13 protein-coding genes are annotated in these 17,522 nt (G+C 74.2%); 7 read left to right on the forward strand and 6 right to left on the reverse strand.

From position 1 onward, the window contains the following. Positions 1 to 127: 127 nt before the first annotated feature. Positions 128 to 1,003, reverse strand: coding sequence for a S66 peptidase family protein (locus tag GA0074694_RS17245; RefSeq protein ID WP_091463335.1), 876 nt, complete (start codon positions 1,001 to 1,003; stop codon positions 128 to 130). 111 nt (positions 1,004 to 1,114) lie between these two features. On the opposite strand from GA0074694_RS17245, the gene GA0074694_RS17250 reads away from it, so the two are divergent. The 5 genes from GA0074694_RS17250 (at position 1,115) to GA0074694_RS17270 (ending at position 9,975) form a co-directional block, all read left to right on the forward strand. Further along, a complete protein-coding gene (locus GA0074694_RS17250) occupies positions 1,115 to 1,885 on the forward strand; it encodes a type 1 glutamine amidotransferase (RefSeq protein ID WP_091459661.1) in 771 nt (256 codons plus the stop codon). A gap of 5 nt (positions 1,886 to 1,890) precedes the next feature. Further along, entirely contained in the window at positions 1,891 to 4,884 is a 2,994-nt protein-coding gene (locus tag GA0074694_RS17255) for a bifunctional [glutamine synthetase] adenylyltransferase/[glutamine synthetase]-adenylyl-L-tyrosine phosphorylase (protein ID WP_091459662.1), read from the forward strand. 199 nt (positions 4,885 to 5,083) lie between these two features. Further along, entirely contained in the window at positions 5,084 to 6,637 is a 1,554-nt protein-coding gene (locus GA0074694_RS17260) for a hypothetical protein (protein WP_245715003.1), read from the forward strand. 67 nt (positions 6,638 to 6,704) lie between these two features. Then, the gene (gene mptB, locus GA0074694_RS17265; RefSeq protein WP_141714312.1) at positions 6,705 to 8,198 is read left to right on the forward strand and encodes a polyprenol phosphomannose-dependent alpha 1,6 mannosyltransferase MptB; all 1,494 of its coding nucleotides are present in this window, start codon (positions 6,705 to 6,707) and stop codon (positions 8,196 to 8,198) included. Positions 8,199 to 8,430: 232 nt separating this feature from the next. Then, the gene (locus tag GA0074694_RS17270; protein WP_218105722.1) at positions 8,431 to 9,975 is read left to right on the forward strand and encodes a pyridoxal phosphate-dependent decarboxylase family protein; all 1,545 of its coding nucleotides are present in this window, start codon (positions 8,431 to 8,433) and stop codon (positions 9,973 to 9,975) included. A gap of 127 nt (positions 9,976 to 10,102) precedes the next feature. Here the strand turns inward: GA0074694_RS17270 and GA0074694_RS17275 are convergent, their stop codons facing one another. Continuing rightward, the gene (locus tag GA0074694_RS17275; protein WP_091459663.1) at positions 10,103 to 10,369 is read right to left on the reverse strand and encodes a helix-turn-helix domain-containing protein; all 267 of its coding nucleotides are present in this window, start codon (positions 10,367 to 10,369) and stop codon (positions 10,103 to 10,105) included. 75 nt (positions 10,370 to 10,444) lie between these two features. Here GA0074694_RS17275 and map point away from each other — a divergent pair, with 75 nt between their 5' ends. After that, on the forward strand, positions 10,445 to 11,263 hold the full coding sequence (gene map / locus GA0074694_RS17280) for a type I methionyl aminopeptidase (RefSeq protein ID WP_091459664.1): 819 nt from the start codon (positions 10,445 to 10,447) through the stop codon (positions 11,261 to 11,263). Between the two features lie 120 nt (positions 11,264 to 11,383). On the opposite strand, the gene glnA is transcribed toward map, so the two are convergent. After that, positions 11,384 to 12,808, reverse strand: a complete 1,425-nt coding sequence (gene glnA / locus GA0074694_RS17285; RefSeq protein ID WP_091459665.1) for a type I glutamate--ammonia ligase — start codon at positions 12,806 to 12,808, stop codon at positions 11,384 to 11,386. A gap of 304 nt (positions 12,809 to 13,112) precedes the next feature. On the opposite strand from glnA, the gene GA0074694_RS17290 reads away from it, so the two are divergent. Next, on the forward strand, positions 13,113 to 13,514 hold the full coding sequence (locus GA0074694_RS17290) for an RDD family protein (RefSeq protein ID WP_091459666.1): 402 nt from the start codon (positions 13,113 to 13,115) through the stop codon (positions 13,512 to 13,514). Here GA0074694_RS17290 and GA0074694_RS17295 read toward each other — a convergent pair. From GA0074694_RS17295 to GA0074694_RS17305, 3 genes are all read right to left on the reverse strand, one after another. Continuing rightward, a complete protein-coding gene (locus GA0074694_RS17295) occupies positions 13,511 to 15,100 on the reverse strand; it encodes a sigma-70 family RNA polymerase sigma factor (protein ID WP_091459667.1) in 1,590 nt (529 codons plus the stop codon). The two genes, GA0074694_RS17290 and GA0074694_RS17295, sit on opposite strands and share 4 nt — an antisense overlap. Positions 15,101 to 15,179: 79 nt before the next feature. Continuing rightward, positions 15,180 to 15,869 carry a DUF4191 domain-containing protein gene (locus GA0074694_RS17300; protein ID WP_091459668.1) on the reverse strand — a complete coding sequence of 230 codons (690 nt, stop codon included), beginning with the start codon at positions 15,867 to 15,869 and terminating at the stop codon, positions 15,180 to 15,182. A gap of 57 nt (positions 15,870 to 15,926) precedes the next feature. Then, positions 15,927 to 17,402, reverse strand: coding sequence for an NAD(P)/FAD-dependent oxidoreductase (locus GA0074694_RS17305; RefSeq protein WP_091459669.1), 1,476 nt, complete (start codon positions 17,400 to 17,402; stop codon positions 15,927 to 15,929). Between the last annotated feature and the right edge of the window lie 120 nt (positions 17,403 to 17,522).

The raw sequence follows: 17,522 nt of genomic DNA on the forward strand, positions 1-17,522 counted from the left end.
CCACCCGTGGTGAGCCTGTCATTCCGCTGGGAATCTCGGGCACACGTCAGCTGCAAACCGGACGTCCAGTCGGAAAGACGACCCCCGGTCCGATCCAGGGGAGGCCGGCGGGAGAGCAGCCGCCGGGTCAGCGGACGGCGGGGGAGACGGTCAGCGTGCCGGCGTCGGTGTCGAGGGTGGCGGGGGTGCCCACCGGCACGGTGAGCTGACCGGGGCCGTGCCCGACGGGCAGGCCCCCCAGCACCGGGACGCCCAGGTCGCCGAGGCGGTCGAGCAGCACGTCGACGACGGTCGTCTCCCAGCCGTCGGCGCAGCCGGTGAACTGGCCGACCGCCACCCCGGCGACGCCGTCCAGCGCCCCGGCCCGGCGGAGCTGGGTGAGCATCCGGTCCACCTTGTACGGCGGCTCCTGCACGTCCTCGACCAGCAGGACCGCCCCGGTCAGGTCCGGCATGTCCCGGGTGCCGAGCGAGGCGACGATCAGGCAGAGGTTCCCGCCGAGCAGCGTCCCGCTGGCCCGTCCCGGTACGCGTACCGGAAAGGTCCCCTCGGCCGGGTCGGCGGCCACGGTGACCGGTTCGGTGGTGGTCAGCGCGGCGTGCAGCGACTCCGCCGAGCGCAGCGGGGTGCGCTCGTCCCGCCAGGCGGCACCCGGCCCGTGCACACTGGCCAGCCGGGCGCCCCGCCAGAGCGCGAACTGGAGGGCGGTGATGTCGGAGAACCCGGCCACCACCTTCGGGTCCCGGCGTACGGCGGCCATGTCGATCGCGTCCACCACGCGCTGTGCGCCGTACCCGCCCCGGGTGCAGACGATCCCGCGCACCTCGGGGTCGGCGAACGCGGTGTTCAGGTCGGCGGCGCGCAGCTCGTCGGTGCCGGCCAGGTAGCCGTGTCGGGCGTGGGCGTTCGGAGCGGGCACCGGCCGCAGTCCCCAACCGGTGAGCAGTTCGACGCCCCGGGCGAGCCGCTCCGGCCGGATCGGCCCGGACGGTGACACCAGCATGACCGTGTCGCCCGGGCGCAGGGCGGGCGGACGGACCACGTCGGCGGGGGCACGGCTCACAGCGGCAGAGCCTATCCGGCCCGCCGAGGGCCACCGGATAGCCTCGACGTCGTGGCAACCGCGCTGGTGATCGAGAACGACCCGACCGACGACCCCCGACGCCTGGGGGAGTGGCTGACCGAGGCTGGGCTCACGCTGCGGGTCCTGCGCCCGTACGCCGGTGACGACCTCCCCGCCGACCTCGACGGGTACGCCGCCCTGGTGGTGCTCGGCGGCGAACGGCAGCCGTACCCGCAGCCGGACGGCACCCCCGGCGCGCCGTGGTTCCCGGCCCTGGAGGGGCTGCTGCGCAAGGCGGTGCGCCACCGGGTGCCCACCCTCGGGATCTGCCTCGGCGGCCAGCTCCTCGCCACCGCGCACGCCGGCGAGGTGGTGCGCAGCCCGTCCGGTCCCGAGGTCGGTCCGTGCGTCGTCGGCAAGCGGGACGCCGCCGAGACCGACCCGCTCTTCCGGTACGTGCCGCTGATCCCCGACGTGATCCAGTGGCACGTGGACGAGATCACCGAACTGCCCCGGGGCGCCACCCTGCTCGCCGCCTCCACCCGCTATCCGCACCAGGCGTTCCGCCTCGGCGACCGGGCCTGGGGTTTCCAGTTCCACATCGAGTGCGACACCGCCATGATCGCCACCTGGGCCACCGACTCCCGGCTCCTGGCCCGGCTCGGCTACGACCCGGACGTGGTGGTGGCCGCCTGCGACGCGGTGATGGCCGACATCGAGGAGGTCTGGCAGCCCTTCGCCGCCCGGTTCGCCGCGCTCGCCCTCGGCGAGCTGGACGACGACCGCACGCCCCGGCCCACCCTGCCCCTGCTCGGGCACTGAGCGGCATGGCCAGATCCACCAGGACCAACCGCCTCGCCCGGTACGGGTTCGGGGTCGGTGACGACGGGGGCGTGCGCGCCGCCGACCTGCTCGGCCCGGACGGGCTCGGCCTGTGGCGGCCCGAGTCGCAGGAGCCGGTCGACGAGCCGGCCGCCGAGCTGCTGACCGCGCTCTCCCGCGCCGCCGACCCGGACCTGGCCCTGCGCCAGCTGCACCGGATCGTCGAGGCGGAACGCCGCACCGCGCCCCGGGCCGACGAGGGCTCCGCCCTGCTGGCCGCGGTACACGCCGACCCGGGGCTGCGCCGCCGGCTGGTCGCGGTGCTGGGCGCGTCCTCGGCGCTCGGCGACCACCTGGTGGCCAATCCGGAGCACTGGCGGGTGCTCGCCACCGCCCCGGACGGGCTCGCCCCCTCCGCCGCCGGGCGGCTCGGCCCGCTCGGGGAGGGCAAGCCGATCCCGGCGCTGCGCGCGGCGTACCGGTTGGCGCTGCTGGGGATCGCGGCGGCCGACCTGACCGGCGGGCGTGCCCTGGAGCAGTCCATGGCGGCGCTCTCCGCGCTGGCCGACGCCACCCTGTCCGCCGCGTACGACATCGCGGTCGGCGAACTGCCCGAGGGCGCGCCGGTGCCCCGGCTGGCCGTGGTGGCGATGGGCAAGTGCGGCGGCGGTGAACTGAACTACGTCTCCGACGTCGACGTGATCTTCGTGGCCGACGACGACGCCGACCTGGCCGTGGCCACCATCATCGCCACCCGGCTGATCCACGTCTGCGGGCTGGTCGCCTGGCCGGTGGACGCCGCGCTGCGTCCGGAGGGCAACCGGGGGCCGCTGGTCCGCACCCTCACCAGCCACCTCGCCTACTACCGCCGCTGGGCGCGTACCTGGGAGTTCCAGGCCCTGCTCAAGGCCCGCCCCGCCGCCGGTGACCTGGCCCTGGCGAGCGAGTGGATCGAGCAGCTCGCCCCGTTGCTCTGGCGGGCCGCCGAGCGGCCGGAGGCGGTCTCCGACGTCCGCTCGATGCGCAAGAAGATCATCGAGAACATCCCGCCGAAGGAGCTGGAGCGCGAGATCAAGCGCGGTCCGGGTGGCCTGCGTGACATCGAGTTCGCCGTGCAGCTGCTGCAACTGGTACACGGCCGGGGCGACGAGTCGTTGCGCGAAGCCGGCACCATCCCGGCGCTGCGCGCGCTGGTCGCCGGTGGCTACGTCGGCCGCGCCGACGGGGAGGGGCTGCTGCGCGGGTACCGCTTCCTGCGCGGCGTCGAGCACCGCCTACAGCTCCAGGGACTGCGCCGCACCCACACCGTGCCGGCCGAGCCGGCCGGGCTGCGCTGGCTCGCCGCCGCGCTCGGCTACACCGCCGAACCGGGGCGCAGCGCCGTCGAGGCGTTCCGCGCCGACTGGGTCACCCACGCCACCGAGGTACGCCGGCTGCACGCCAAACTGCTCTACCGGCCACTGCTGGAGTCGGTGGCCCGGGTGCCCGCCGACGGGCTGCGGCTGACCCCCGAGGCCGCCCGGAACCGGCTGGAGATCCTCGGCTTCGCCGACCCGGCCGGGGCGCTGCGGCACCTCCAGGCCCTCACCGGCGGGGTCAGTCGTACCGCCGCCATCCAGCGCACCCTGCTGCCGGTGCTGCTCAGCGAGTTCGCCGACGCCCCGGAACCGGACCGGGGCCTGCTCAACTACCGGCAGGTGTCCGACAAACTCGGCAGCACCCCCTGGTACCTGCGCCTGCTGCGCGACGAGGGCCCGGTGGCCCGCCGGCTGGCCCGGGTGCTGTCGCTGTCCCGGTACGCCACCGACCTGCTCTCCCGGGAGCCGGAGGCGCTGCGGCTGCTGGCCGAGGAGAGCGAGCTGACCCCGCGCCCCCGCGAGGTGCTCTGCGAGGGGTTCACCGCGGCGGCGGCCCGGCACACCGACCCGGTGCAGGCCACCCGCGCGGTCCGCGCGCTGCGCCGCCGCGAGCTGGTCCGGCTCGCCTGCGCCGACGTGCTCAGCCGGGCCGGCTCGCTCGCCCCCCGGGCCGCCCGGGAGACCCCGCCGGACGTCAGCGCCGTCGGCGCGGCCCTGGCCGCGGTCACCGACGCCACCCTCACCGCCGCGCTGCGTACCGCCCGGGCCGCCCGCCCGGACGTGCCCGGCCTGAGGTTCGCGGTGATCGGCATGGGCCGCCTCGGCGGCTACGAGTCGAACTACCTCTCCGACGCCGATGTGCTCTTCGTCTACGACGCCCCACCGGAGGTCCAGGAGAGCGCCGCCAGCGCCGCCGCGCACGGCATCGCCGAGGAGCTGCGGCGGCTGCTCGGCATGCCCGCCCCGGACCCGGCCCTCGGGGTGGACGCCGACCTGCGCCCGGAGGGCCGGCAGGGCCCGCTGGTGCGCAGCCTCGCCGCCTACGCCCAGTACTACGCCCGCTGGTCCAGGGTCTGGGAGGCGCAGGCCCTGCTGCGGGCCCGCTTCGTCTGCGGGGACGCCGACCTCGGCACCGAGTTCGAGGCGATGATCGAGCCGGTGCGTTACCCGGCCGACGGGCTCAGCCGGGAACAGGTTGTCGAGATCCGACGGATCAAGGCCCGGGTGGAGACCGAACGCCTGCCCCGGGGCGCGGACCCGGCCACGCACACCAAACTCGGCCGGGGCGGACTCGCCGACGTCGAGTGGGCGGTGCAACTGCTCCAGCTCCGGTACGCCGGTCGGCACCCGGAGCTACGCGGCACGCGTACCCTCGGGGCGCTGGCCGCCGCCCGCGACGCCGGGCTGGTCGACCCGGCCGACGCCGCCGCGATGGCCGCCGGCTGGACGACGGCCGCGCAGGTCCGCAACGCGCTGATGCTGGTCCGTGGCCGGGACGGCGACCAGCTCCCCCGGCACGGCGTGGAGTTGGCCGGAGTGGTCCAGCTGTTCGGGGCGGACGACCCGGGCGAGTTCCTCGACGAGTACCTGCGCACCGCCCGGCGCTGCCGCACCGCCATGGAACACGTCCTCGATGCCTGAGTCGGCGCCACGCCCGGCGGTCCCAGCCGCTGCCCTCCGGTTCGCCGGCACCGCCGCCGGCCCCGAGTCCGTCACCAGCGCCGGTGCCGCCGCCACCCGGCCGGTCGCCGCACCGGCGTCCGGTCGGCGTCGGGGCGTCCCGCTGCTGGTCACCGGGGCGGCGCTGGTGCTCGCGGCGGCGTTCCTGCTCGCCCCGCCGATGGGCACCGACCTGGCCGCCCAGGTCGCCCGTGCCGACTTCGTCGACCGGCACGGCACCACCCCGGTCGACCTCGGCTGGTACGGCGGGGTCCACCAGTACGGCTACAGCCTGCTCACCGCCGGCCTGGGCACCCTGTTCGGGGTACGGGTCGTCGGCGCGGTCGCCGCGGTGCTCTCCGCCGCCGCGCTGGGCTGGCTGTTCGTCCGGCACCGCGCCCGGCGACCGCTGCTGGCCGGGCTGCTCGGCGCGGTGGTGCTGGTCGGCAACCTGGCCAGCGGCCGGATCACCTTCGCCGTCGGGCTGGCCCTCGGGCTGGCCGCCCTGGTCGCGGTCTCCGCCGAGCGGCTGTCGCGCCCGCTGCGGCTCACCCTGGCCGCGCTGCTCGCCGCGCTCGCCACCTGGGCCAGCCCGGTCGCCGGACTCTTCACCGGCCTGGCCGGCGCGGCGCTGCTGCTGGCCAGCCTGCGACCGGGGAGCGGCCCGGACGTCGACGGCCCGCACTCCGCGGCGGTCGGGGCCCGGCCGCTGCCCGGCGGCTGGCGGACCGACCGCCCGCTGGCGGAGAGCCTGACCCTCTGCGTCGCACCGGCGGTCGCGCTCGCCCCGATGGCGGTGCTCTTCGGCAACGGCGGCACCCAGCCGTACACCGCCGAGTCGATGCGGATCAACGTGGCGCTGGCCGTGCTGGTCCTGTTCGTGCTGCCCCGGCGGCGCCGGGTGCTGCGCACCGGGGCGGCGCTGACCGTGCTGCTGCTGGTCGCCGCCCACTACGTGCCCACCCCGATCGGGTCGAACGCGCTGCGACTGCCGATGCTCTTCGCGCTGCCGGTGCTGGCCGGGTACGCGCCGCTGCCCGCCCGATGGCTGGCCGCGCTGCTCGCCGCCGCCGTCTGGTGGCAGTCCCCGGTGATGACCTCCGACCTCGGCCGGGCCGGCTCGGCGGAGACGTCCGCCGCCTTCCACCGGCCGCTCGCCGACGAACTGGCCCGCCGCGCCCCGGTCGGGCGGGTCGAGGTGGTGCCGCTGCGTGACCACTGGGAGTCGGCGTACCTGCCGTCGACCGTGCCGCTGGCCCGGGGCTGGGAACGGCAGGTCGACACCGACCGCAACGGGCTCTTCTACCGCACCGGCCTGGACGCCGACACCTACGCCGACTGGCTGCGCCGCAACGCCGTGCAGTACGTCGCTCTCGCCCCGGACAGCGTGCCCGACCGCTGGGCCCGGGAGGAGGCCACCCTGGTCGCCGGTGGGTTGCCGTACCTGCGCGAGGTGTGGCGCGACGACACCTGGCGGCTCTACGCGGTCGCCGACCCGACGCTGCTGGTGGCCGCCCCCGGTCGGCTGGTCGCCGCCGACCCGGGTCAGGTGCGGTTCACCGCCCCGGCGGATGCCGGTGACCTGCTGGTCCGCGTCCGGTGGTCCCGGTGGCTCAGCCTGGAGGGGCCGGGCGGCTGCCTCACCCGGGGCCCGGACGACTGGGTCACCGTCCGGGTCGACCGTGCGGGGGAGTACCGGCTGACCAGCTCACTGCGCCCCCGGGGAGGATGCTGAGGTGACCCGGACGACCGAGGGCGCGTCATCCGCCGGTCCCGGGACCGGCCCGGCCGGCGCGGGTCGGCTGCGGCTGGTCCGCTGGGGTGGGCTGGCCGGTGCGGTGCTGCTCACCGTCGCCTCCTGGCTCGGCGGGGTCTTCCCCGACTTCCGGTCCGGGGTCACCCCGCTCGGCATCTGGCGGGGCGAACACGGGCCGCTGCTGCTCACCGCCTGGCTGGTCGGCACCGCCGGGCTGGTCGTGGCGTGGTGGACGGCCCGCCACCACGTCCCGTCGACACGCTGGGCGTACCTCACCGCCGGGCTGTGGACACTGCCGCTGCTGGCCACCGTGCCGACCGGCAGTCGCGACGTCTACTCGTACGCCTGCCAGGGCTGGGTGTACGCCTCCGGCGGTGACCCGTACGCCGGAGGCGTGGCCGCCGCCGGGTGCCCCTGGGCGGACGCGATCTCCCCGATCTGGCGGGACACCGCGGCCCCGTACGGGCCGGTCTTCGTGCTCCTCGCCGGGGCCGCCGCCGCGCTCGGAGGCTCGCTGCTGGGCACCGTCGCGCTGCTGCGGGTGGTCGCCGTGCTCGGGGTGCTCCTCGCCGCCGCCTGCCTGCCGGCGCTGGCCCGCGCCGCCGGGGTGCCCGCGCGGCGGGCCGTCTGGCTGGTGCTGGCCTGTCCGCTGGTCGGGGTGCACCTGGTCGCCGGGGCGCACAACGACGCGGTGATGGTCGGCCTGCTCCTCGCCGGTCTGCTGCTGGTGGTCCGCCACCCCGGGCAGCGCCCCCGGCTGCTGGCCGGCGGGGCGCTGCTCGGGCTGGCCGTGGCGGTGAAGGTCACCGCGCTGGTGGTGCTGCCCTTCGCGGCCCTGGCCGCGGTGGCGGGCATCGTCACCGTCCGGGCGCTGCTGCGCGACGGGCTCTGGGTGGTCGCCGGGGCGGTGGCCGCCCTGCTGGCCACCTCGGCGGCCTCCGGGCTCGGGTTCGGCTGGATCGGCGGGCTGACCCGCAGCGGCGACTCCGAGCAGTGGACGTCACCGGCGACCGCCGTCGGCTTCACCGTCGACTACGCCGGCCGGCTGCTCGGCCGGGACCCGAACGCGGTGCCGGTCGTCCGGGCGGTCGCGGTCGTGCTGCTGGCGGTGCTGCTGGTCGCGTTCTGGTTCCGGGCCTGGCACGGGCTGCGCCGGCTCAGCGGCGTCCGGCAGCGGGTGGCCCGGCTGGCCGCCGCGCGGCCCCGCGCGGCGCTGACCGGGGGCGGGCTGGCGCTGGCCGCCACGGTCGCCCTCGCCCCGGTCTTCCACCCCTGGTACGCCGTCTGGCCGCTCGCGGTGCTGGCGGTGGCCGCCACCCGGACCACCTGGTTCCTGGTGCCCTGCGCGGTGGCGTCCTTCCTGACCCTCCCCGACGGCACCAACCTGGCCCGGTTCACCAAGGCCCCCGGTGCCCTCCTGATGACCGCCCTGGTGATCGGGCTCGGGGTGTCCGCCGCCCGCTCGGTTGGTGGTAGCAGGGGCCCCCTGCGGTCGTCTGGTGATGAGCAGGGGTCCCCTGCTACCACCCGGCACCGGTGAGGGTGGTCGAGCCGGTGCCGGTCGACGCCACGGGGCCCGGCAGCTGCGCCCGTACCGTCGCCGAGCCGGAGGCCGTGCTCACGATCGAGCCACGGGTGCCCGTCGCCGTGTCGTAGCCGCGGGCCACGGTCCCCGGATTGGCCGGCGCGTCCCTCGGCCCGGCGGTGCCAGGGTGGGGCGGCCGGCGGCTGCGCCGGTCCACGTCGCCGGACCACCCGAAGGAGGCGCATCCGTGACCGATCCGCTGCTGGACGCCGAGGTCGACGCCACGCTCCGACAGGTCCACCAGGCTGCGGGGCCCTACCTGGCGTCGTTGGCCGACCGGCCGGTACACGACCCGGCCATGCTGCCGCTGCTCGCCGAACTCCGCCAGCCGGCCACCGGCGTACCCGCCACGCCCGGCGGTGCGCTTCCCACGGCCGGCGCGTTGCCCCCCACGGTGGGCGGCGCGGCGCCTTCTGCCGACGGCGGATCGCTGCCGGAGGACGGGACCGGATCGGCCGCCGCGATCGAGCGGCTGCTGCGCGTCGGCACGGCCACCGCCACGCACTCGGCCGGGCCGCGCTTCTTCCACTTCGTCACCGGCGGGGTGACCCCCGCCGCGCTCGCCGCCGACTGGACCGCCGCGCTTCTCGACCAGGTCGCGTCCTTCCAGGTGTCCTCCCGGTTCGCCGCCGAGACCGAGACCATCGCGCTGACCTGGCTGCGGGAGCTGTTCGGGCTGCCGGAGGCACTCGGCGGGGCGCTCGTCGCCAGCGCCACGTTCGCGAACCTGACCGGGCTGGCCGTCGCGACGCACTGGTGGGGGGAGCGGCACGGTGTCGACGTCGCCGCCGACGGGCTCAGCGGACTGCCGCGGATGCCGGTGCTCAGCGGCGGGTACGTGCACGCCAGCGACCGTAAGGCGCTGCAACTGCTCGGCCACGGACGCAACGCGGTCGAGGTCCTTGCCCGCGACGAGGTGGGCCGGGTCGACCTGGTCGCCCTGGAGAGCCGCCTCGCCACTATCGACGCCCCGGCCGTGGTCATCGCCAACGCCGGGGAGGTGAACACCGGTGACTTCGACCCGTTGGACGAGCTGGCCGACATCGCCGAACGGCACGGTGCCTGGCTGCACGTGGACGCGGCCTTCGGCATCTTCGCCGCGCTGTCACCGCGTACCGCCCACCTGGTCCGAGGGCTGGACCGGGCCGACTCGATCGCCGGCGACGGGCACAAGTGGCTCAACGTGCCGTACGAGAGCGGGTTCGCGTTCCTCCGGGATCCGGCCCGACTTCCGCGTGCCTTCGGCATGCCGGGCTCGGCGTACCTGCCGGGAGCGACCAGCGCGGTGCCGGCCGCCGGTGCCGGGCCGGACTACGCCGTGCTCGGCCCCGAGTCGTCGCGCCGGGCGCGGTCACTGCCGATCTGGGCGACCCTTGCCGCGTACGGCCGGCAGGGGTACCGCGCGATGGTCGAGCGCCACCTCGATCTGGCGCAGCACCTGGCCCGACTGGTCGACGCGGCACCCCGGTTGGAACGACTCGCCGAGGTGCCACTGAGCATCGTCTGCTTCCGCGCCCGCCCGGCCGGTGTCCCGGAGGAGAAGCTGGACGACCTCAACCGTCGGCTCGGTGCCGCACTGCTGGCCGACGGGCGGGTCTACGTCGGCACCACCGTGTACGACGGCCGGGTGGCGCTGCGTCCGGCGATCGTCAACTGGCGGACCACCGAGGCGGACGTCGACCTGCTCGTCGACGTGGTGCACGACGTGCTCACCCGCGTGCTCGCCGAGTGAGTCGGGCTGGGGCGGGCTGGCGTGGGCACACACCCGCGCCGGCAACACCCCCGACGCGTGAGGGCCGGCTCCGCGTGGTGCGGAGCCGGCCCTCACCGGAACGGCGGAGCACCCGGGTGGCTGGTCGCTAGGACGCCTGACGGATGGGCATGTCGGCCAGCCAGACGTCGGCCAGGTCGCCGAGGGGGACGTCGAGGGCCTGGCTGAGGCAGACCACGGTGCCGAACGCCGGTGCGGGTAGGCGGCCTGCCTCGATCTTGCGCAGCGTCTCGGGGGAGATGCCGGCTGCCAGGGCCACCTCGACGAGGCTGCGGCCGGCGCGCGCGGCCCGGAGGGCGGTTCCGAGGCGCTGGCCCGCTGCGATCTGTTCGGGGGTGAGTGGTTGGCGAACCATTCCAGCAGGATAGCCCTCCGGAGTGCCCCCGACCGGCGTGGTATAAAAATACCGCATACGGAGAGGGAGGCTGTCGTGATCGAGCTCAAGTCCGCCGAGGAGATCGGCCGGATGGCGGTGGCCGGCCAGTTCGTCGGCGAACTGCTCGCCGAGCTGAGCGGTGTCGCCGCGGTCGGCGTCAACCTGATGGACCTCGAACACCTCGCCCGCCGCCGAATCTCCGAACGCGGCGCCGAGTCGTGCTACTGGGACTACGCCCCTTCGTTCGGCCGGGGCCCGTTCCGCAACGTGCTGTGCCTGTCGGTCAACGACGCGGTGCTGCACGGCCTGCCGCACGACTATGTCCTGCGCGACGGTGACCTGCTCAGCATCGACATGGCGGTCGGCATCGACGGCTGGGTCGCCGACTCGGCGCTCTCCGTCGTCGTCGGCACCCCCGACCCGGCCGATCTGAGGCTGATCGAGGCCACCGAGGTCGCACTGGAGGCCGCCATCGCCGCCGCCCAGCCCGGAGGGCGCCTCGGCGACATCTCCGCCGCGATCGGCGAGGTCGCCCACTCCTACGGCTACGGCGTCAACGCCGAGTTCGGCGGGCACGGCATCGGCCGCACCATGCACGAGGCCCCGCACGTCTCCAACACCGGTCGCGCCCGCCGTGGCATGAAACTCGCCCCCGGCCTCACCATCGCCATCGAGCCCTGGTTCTGCCGCTCCACCGACAAAATCAGGTTCGACAACGACGGCTGGACGATCCGCTCGGCCGACGGGTCCCGTACCGCCCACTCCGAACACACGGTCGCCATCACGGATTCCGGCCCCCAGGTCCTGACCCGCCGCCCCACTCACGGCACCACCCCGGTCGACCCCACCAGGAAGCCCGCCACGGCCTCCTGACCCACCGCCCGCCTCGGGGGCGTGATCCAGGGCGTTCCGGGAGGGACCCTGGGCCGATTCCTGGCAGAGCACGAGGAAGCCCCCGGGAAGCTGGATCCCGGGGGCTTCCTCTACGAGCTTCTAGCAGTCGAAGTACATCGCGAACTCGTGCGGGGTCGGGCGCAGGCGCACCGGGTCGACCTCGTTGGCCCGCTTCCAGTCCACCCAGGTGGAGATCAGGTCCGGGGTGAAGACGCCGCCGTCGAGCAGGTAGTCGTGGTCGGCCTCGAGCGCGTCGAGCACCTCGGGCAGTGAGCCCGGGACCTGCTTGACGTCGCCCCACTCCTCCGGCGGCAGGTCGTACAGGTCCTTGTCGATCGGCGCCGGCGGCTCGATCTTGCTCTTGATGCCGTCCAGGCCGGCCATCATCATCGCCGAGAAGGCGAGGTAGACGTTGGCCGACGGGTCCGGCACGCGGAACTCGACCCGCTTGGCCTTCGGGTTGCTGCCGGTGACCGGGATCCGGGTGCAGGCGGAGCGGTTGCGCTGCGAGTAGACCAGGTTGACCGGCGCCTCGAAGCCCGGCACCAGCCGGCGGAACGAGTTGACCGTCGGGTTGGTGAAGGCCAGCAGCGACGGCGCGTGGTGCAGCAGGCCGCCGATGTACCAGCGGGCGGTGTCCGACAGGCCGGCGTAGCCGGTCTCGTCGTGGAACAGCGGCTCGCCGTTGAGCCAGAGGCTCTGGTGGGTGTGCATGCCGGAGCCGTTGTCACCGAAGAGCGGCTTGGGCATGAAGGTGGCGGTCTTGCCGTTGGCCCAGACCTCGTTCTTCACGATGTACTTGAAGAGCTGGAGCTGGTCGGCGGCGTGCAGCAGGGTGGAGAACCGGTAGTTGATCTCGGACTGACCGGCGGTGCCCACCTCGTGGTGCGAGCGCTCCACGGCGAAACCGGCGTCGACCAGCCGGCGCACGATGCTGTCGCGCAGGTCGGCGTAGTGGTCGACCGGCGGCACCGGGAAGTAGCCACCCTTGTACGGGGTCTTGTATCCGCGGTTGCCACCGGCCTCCTCGCGGCCGCTGTTCCACGCGCCCTCGATCGAGTCAATGTAGTAGAACGACTGGTGCGCGGAGGTCTCGTGGCGGATCGAGTCGAAGATGTAGAACTCCGCCTCGGCGCCGAAGTACGCGGTGTCGGCGATGCCGCTGGCCGCGAGGTACGCCTCGGCCTTCTTCGCCACGTTGCGCGGGTCCCGGGAGTACGCCTCACGGGTGAACGGGTCGTGGATGAAGAAGTTCAGCGCGATGGTCTTCTGCGCGCGGAAGGGATCGATGAAGGCGGTCGCGACGTCCGGGAGCAGGAGCATGTCCGACTCGTGGATCGCCTGGAAGCCCCGGATCGACGACCCGTCGAAGGCGAGGCCCTCGGTGAAGAAGGCGTCGTCCACGGACTCGACCGGCAGGTTGAAGTGCTGCATCACGCCGGGCAGGTCACAGAACCGTACGTCGACGAACTTCACGTCCTCGTTCTTGAGGTATCGCAGGAGTTCCTCGGGATTGGCGAACACACGTCCTCCTGGCACGTCCACGGGTGGCTGGCTGCTTGGCGACGCTATGGCCGTGGGGTTGCTCGGCCATGTCCTTACTGTTTCTGCCGTGTTAAGACCCGCTCTGGCTGCTCTTTTGTGCCGGTGAAGGCGGTGGGGCGTCCGGTGGAGGCGGGTGGGGCGCGTCGTCGGGCCGTCCCCGGCCCCCGTTCGGACGATACCCGCCCGGGCCGACCGGCACCGCCGATCGGCGCCCGGCCGGTCCCACCCGGGCCGGAACCCCGGCGACCCGGCGGGGTACGCGTCCCGACTAGCCTTGGCGGCTGTGAGCCTGCCCCATCGCCCGGTGCCGCCCGCCACCGACCCCGACTTCACCGCACCCAGCCTGGGCCGCCGCTTCGGCGCGCTGGTGGTCGACTGGGTTCTCTGCCTGCTGGTGTCGAACTTCTTCGCCGACCCGCTGACCGACGGGTGGGCGCCGGTGCTGGTGCTGGTCGTCGAGTACGGCTTCTTCCTCGGCCTCTTCGCCCGGACCCCGGGCATGTACGTCACCCGGATCCGCTGCCTCTCCTGGGCCGACGGGGGCCGGATCGGCGTCGGCCGCGCGCTGCTGCGCGGTGTGCTGCTCGCCCTGGTCGTCCCCGCCCTGGTGATGGACGAGCACCGGCGCGGCGTACACGACCGGTTGGCCGGCTCGGTGATCGTTCCGGCCCCGCGGTCGACCTAGCCGAGCCGGACGGTGACCGTACCCACCCGGACCTGCGTCGCCCCGGCGGGCAGCAACGCCGCGTCCCGGCCGGCCTGTCGCCAGTCGCCGCGCCCGTCGGACCAGCTCAGCGCGGCGCCGGGCTGTGCGACCAGCCACCCCCGCCCGTCCGGGAGGCGGACGACCACCGGCAGGTAGGCCGCCGGATCCACCACCGGGCCCACCACCGCCAGCGAAGCCTCGCCGGGTCGGTGCAGGCGGACCAGGGTACGCACCGGATCGCTGCCCATCCTCAGGTCGCCGGCGACGATCTCCTCACCGGACGGGGTCCGGCCCACCGCGATCCAGTCCATTCCCAGCCAGGGTGGGGCCTGCGGTTCGACGTCACCGACGGGCGTCTCCGCCAGCGCCCGGCGACCCTCGGTGACATCCGGCAGGTCGTCCGTCCTTCCGCTCCCTCCGAGCACCAGGTACGCCGGTCGGGCGGCCGGGTGGTCCGCGTCCGCCGGTCGGCGCCACCCCAGCCAGCCCCGCTCCGGTGCGGTGCCCGTCGGGTCGGTCAGGTTCCCGATGCCGAGGTACGCGCCGGCGCGCTGCCGGACCGCCACCGTCCAGCGGTCCCGTTGCGGCCCGATGGTGATCAGGGCGGCACCGTCGACGGGTGGCGGCACCGGTTGCCAGTCGTCGCGGGTCACCGCGTCGGCCGTGTACCGGCGGGCCACCGAGTACTCCACCTCGATTCCCACGTCGGGCACCACCAGCGTCGACCGTTCCGGCCCGGTCAGGAACGCCACACTCTGCCAGCCGGTACGGCCACCGGAACCGTAGACGTCGGCGCCCACCTTTTCCGGCCGGCCGTCCACGCCGGTGCCGACGAAGGTCACCAGCACCGCCCCGTCGCCCTCCACCAGCCGCATCCGCTGGGCGACCACCGCCGCCCGCCCGGACTGGGTCGTCCCGGCCCAGGTGACGTGTGCCGGACCGGCCGGCTCCCGGGCGTTCATCAGCCCGCGCAGCGGCGCGTCGTACCGGGTGCGTTCGTGTAGTTCGGTCACCGCACGCAGATAGTCGGCGTGGGTGGCGAGGTCACCCCGGGTGGGCCCCGCCAGCAGCCGCTCGCCGATGGTCGCCGCGAGCGTCGTCACCCTGGGCGGTCGGTTCGCGTGCCCGGCGGCGGAGAGGCCACCGGCCAGGAGTACGACCGCCAGGGCCCCGTCGAGATATCGCAACACCACCGCGGCACGTTGCCGGGGCGGCAGCGACCGCAGCGCGGTGAGCACGGCCTGCCGGACCGTGACCTCCTCGGCGTGGTCGCCGACGACCGGCCCCGCCACGTCCGCGAGGGCCGCCTCCCGGCGCCGGCCGCGCCACCGCCAGCGGTCGATGGCCCGGTTGACCAGGATCCGCCGGGCGTACGCGTCCGGCGCCTGCCGGGCCCGCCGCCATCGGGCGTAGAGGCGCTCCAACACCTCCTGGAGCAGGTCCTCCGCGGCGTGCCGGTCGGTGGTCAGCAGGTACGCCGAGCGCAGCAGCGCGGGCGAGCGGGTACGGACGAACTCGTCGAACGAGTCCGTGTCAGCCGGGGTGACAGCGTCGAGGTCTTCCATCACCGGTAACGACGACGGCGCCCCGCCGAGGGTTTACCTCGTGGCGGGGCGCCGTCGGTGGTTCGTGCCGGAAGCGTGCTCAGCGGCCGCGCATCTGGCGGAACTGGCCCTTGCTGGGCCGCATGTTCTTGGGGATGGCGCCCTTCGGCAACTGCGGCCGGGCGGTGAGCGCCTTGAGCCGCTTGTCCAGGGCGTTGACGTCCTTGCCGCTGAGGTTGCGGGGTAGCCGCATCAGCGTCATGCGCAGCTTGCGGATCGGCAGTTCGCCCTCGTCGTTGCCGATCATGTAGTCGTACAGCGGAGCGCTGCCGATCACCTTGGACAGGCGTCGCTTCTCCTGGCCGAGCAGGCCGCGCACCCGCTGCGGGTGGCCCTCGGCGAGGAGGATCACCCCGGGGCGGCCGATGACCAGGTGCACCATGTCCATCTGCGTGGTGGAGCTGACCGCCGGGGTGACCCGCCAGTCACCGCGCATGTTCTCCATGATCGAGGCCGCCGCGCCGGGCTGCCCCTCGGCGGCGTTCATCATCGCCCGGTTGGACCGCAGGTTGAGCACGACCAGCACGGCGAGCAGGGTGAACAGGATCCCCAGCGGCAGCCAGAGCCAGCCCCAGTTCAGCACCGCGACCACGGTCAGCGCGAGCGGGATCAGCACCGCGCCGGCGACCAGTGGGGCGAACCAGCGGTCCTGCTTGGCGGTGAAACTGAACACCATCCCGATCTGCTTCAGCCGCTGGCCGAACGAGACCTTCTCCTGGGGCTTTGCCATGGCGCAAAGTGTAGTGGTCGCCGTACGGACCGATCACCACGGCCGGCAGCCCGCCGGTCAGCCGGCGGCGGGGCGGGGGAACACCGGCGCCGCCCGGCCGGTGCCGTGCCGGCCGGTGGCCTTCTCCTCGTGGTATTCCTCCTCGACGTTGACCGCCCAGATGTCGTGGCCGGCGTCGTCGAGGATGTTCTCCGCGGTGAGCATCGCGGTGAGCATCGAGTGGTCCTGGTTGTTGTAGCGGTGCATGCCGTTGCGTCCGACCGGGTGCACGTTCGGCACCGCCTCGGCCAGCCACCGGCGGATCGTGTCGACGGCCTGCTCGTACCCCTCGTCGTAGACCGGGTACGCCTTCGGCATCCGGACCACGTACCCGGTGCGGACCGCGCCCGGCCGGACCAGGCCGAGCCGCTCCAGCTCGGCGGTGCCGAGCGCGACGAGATCCTCGTCGGTCGACGTCCACAGGTCGTCCCCGGCGTTGACGAAGTACTCCAGGCCCAGGCAGGTCGTCCCGTCCTGCACCAGGTACGGCGACCAGGAGCCGAAGTTCTGGATCCGGCCGACCTGCACCCCGGGGGTGTGCACGTAGATCCAGTTGTCCGGGAAGCCGGCCTCAGCCGGTACCACCAGGGCCACGGTGAGGAAGTCCCGGTGGCGCAGCGCGTCGGCGGCGGCCCGCACCGGCTCCGGGGCGGGCGGGTCCATCGCCCGGACCAGGTCCGAGATCGGCATGCTGGAGACGACGTGGTCGACCTCGATCCGGCGGTGACCGTCCGGATCGGCGACGGTCACCGCCACCGCGCGTCCGTCGGCCCGGTGCACGGTACGCGCCCAGGTGTTCAGGGTGACCGTGCCGCCGGCCTTGGCGACCAGTTCGGCGCAGCGCTCCCACATCATCCCCGGCCCGTACTTCGGGTACTGGAACTCCTCGATCAGGCTGGTGATGTCCGTCTGGTTGCGCTTGGGCAGCAGCGCGTTGCGCACCGCCCCGGCCAGCGAGAGGTTCCTGATCCGCTGGGCCGCCCAGTCGGCCTGCAACTCGGTCGCCGGTATCCCCCAGACCTTCTCGGTGTAGGTCTTGAAGAACATCCGGTACAGCCGGGTGCCGAAGCGGGCGGAGACCCACCCCTCGAAGTGGCTCTGGTCCTTCGGCGGCCGGATCCGGGTCCAGACGTACGACCCGACGCAGCGCACCGCCTCGACGACCCCCAGGTTGCCGAGCGCGTTGCCGGCGCGCAGCGGGTAGTCGAAGAGCCGGCCCCGGTAGTGGATCCGGCTCATCCGGGGCCGCAGCAGGAAGTCGCTGTCCGGCAGGACCTCGTGCCAGAACTCCTCGACCCGCGGGACCTTGGTGAAGAACCGGTGCCCGCCGATGTCGAACCGCCAGCCGTCGCGCTCCACGGTCCGACTGATGCCGCCCACCACGTCGTCGGCCTCGAAGACCTCGACCGGCGCGTTGCGTCGGCTCAGCTCGTAGGCGGCGGTGAGGCCGGCGGGGCCGGCTCCGATGACGACGGTGTGCGGCGGAGTGGCCATGAGATAAATTCATCACCTTCGACGTGTGTGGGCAACCGTCAAATCGAAGGGTGGGACGGCGCGGCCGCGGGTGGGACGCGCGGAATCTAACACGCCGTAGCGGAGAGTGTCCGGCCCGAC

The sequence above is a fragment of the Micromonospora inyonensis genome (genome assembly GCF_900091415.1).
In the GTDB taxonomy this organism is placed as follows: domain Bacteria; phylum Actinomycetota; class Actinomycetes; order Mycobacteriales; family Micromonosporaceae; genus Micromonospora; species Micromonospora inyonensis.

Excerpts from the sequence above, each read along its gene's own strand:
- GA0074694_RS17245 (WP_091463335.1), bottom strand. The coding sequence starts at position 1,003 with ATGCTGGTGTCACCGTCCGGGCCGATCCGGCCGGAGCGGCTCGCCCGG.
- GA0074694_RS17255 (WP_091459662.1), top strand. The coding sequence starts at position 1,891 with ATGGCCAGATCCACCAGGACCAACCGCCTCGCCCGGTACGGGTTCGGG.
- GA0074694_RS17260 (WP_245715003.1), top strand. The coding sequence starts at position 5,084 with ATGGGCACCGACCTGGCCGCCCAGGTCGCCCGTGCCGACTTCGTCGAC.
- GA0074694_RS17275 (WP_091459663.1), bottom strand. The coding sequence starts at position 10,369 with ATGGTTCGCCAACCACTCACCCCCGAACAGATCGCAGCGGGCCAGCGC.
- GA0074694_RS17295 (WP_091459667.1), bottom strand. The coding sequence starts at position 15,100 with ATGGAAGACCTCGACGCTGTCACCCCGGCTGACACGGACTCGTTCGAC.
- GA0074694_RS17300 (WP_091459668.1), bottom strand. The coding sequence starts at position 15,869 with ATGGCAAAGCCCCAGGAGAAGGTCTCGTTCGGCCAGCGGCTGAAGCAG.
- GA0074694_RS17305 (WP_091459669.1), bottom strand. The coding sequence starts at position 17,402 with ATGGCCACTCCGCCGCACACCGTCGTCATCGGAGCCGGCCCCGCCGGC.